The 527-nt window shown below is 53.3% G+C and carries 1 protein-coding gene; it reads right to left on the bottom strand.

Features of this window, described 5'->3' with window-relative positions:
- Positions 1-63: 63 nt before the first annotated feature.
- Positions 64-527: class I SAM-dependent methyltransferase (locus R7O13_RS30630; protein ID WP_318305691.1), on the bottom strand; the 464-nt coding region annotated here is incomplete at its 5' end.

The following is a 527-nucleotide window of genomic DNA, read 5'->3' as shown; positions in this document are numbered from 1 at the left end:
AGAATGGCAGCGTCACAGCACTTGGTTCAATGCTGTGACGAGAAGTTTTTGCGAGTCAGGAGGTTATGCCATCGAGGCTTTGACGTAGACGTCGAAACGGTTCTTTTTGGTTTCAATCGCCATGCTTGGCTTTTGCTCGTTCAGCCAGTTCGCGTAGTCCGGGCGCTTAACCACCACGCGTTTCGTTGCCAATGCCAGAGCAGGTTCGAGCAATCCATCGGCATCCAAATCCGCTCCCACCAAAGATTGGAAGACGCGCATCTCTTTTTTCACCAACGCGGATTTCTTTTTGTTTTCTGGGTGTGGGTACATCGGGTCGAGATACACCACATCCGGTTTCACAAACTCGCGGTTTTGCGCCAGTTGATCCAGCGCGTCATGGCTGGAGGCATGGATCAACGACATACGCTCAGATACCCACGAGCCGATTTCTGGGTCTTGTTTCGCGCGAGCCAAGCCGTCATCCAACAAGGCCGCCACGACTGGGTGACGCTCGACCATCTGCACTTTACAACCTAGCGATGCGA

It is taken from the genome of Vibrio sp. Y176, assembly GCF_033438945.1.
This window is presented reverse-complemented; position numbering and strand designations above follow the sequence as displayed.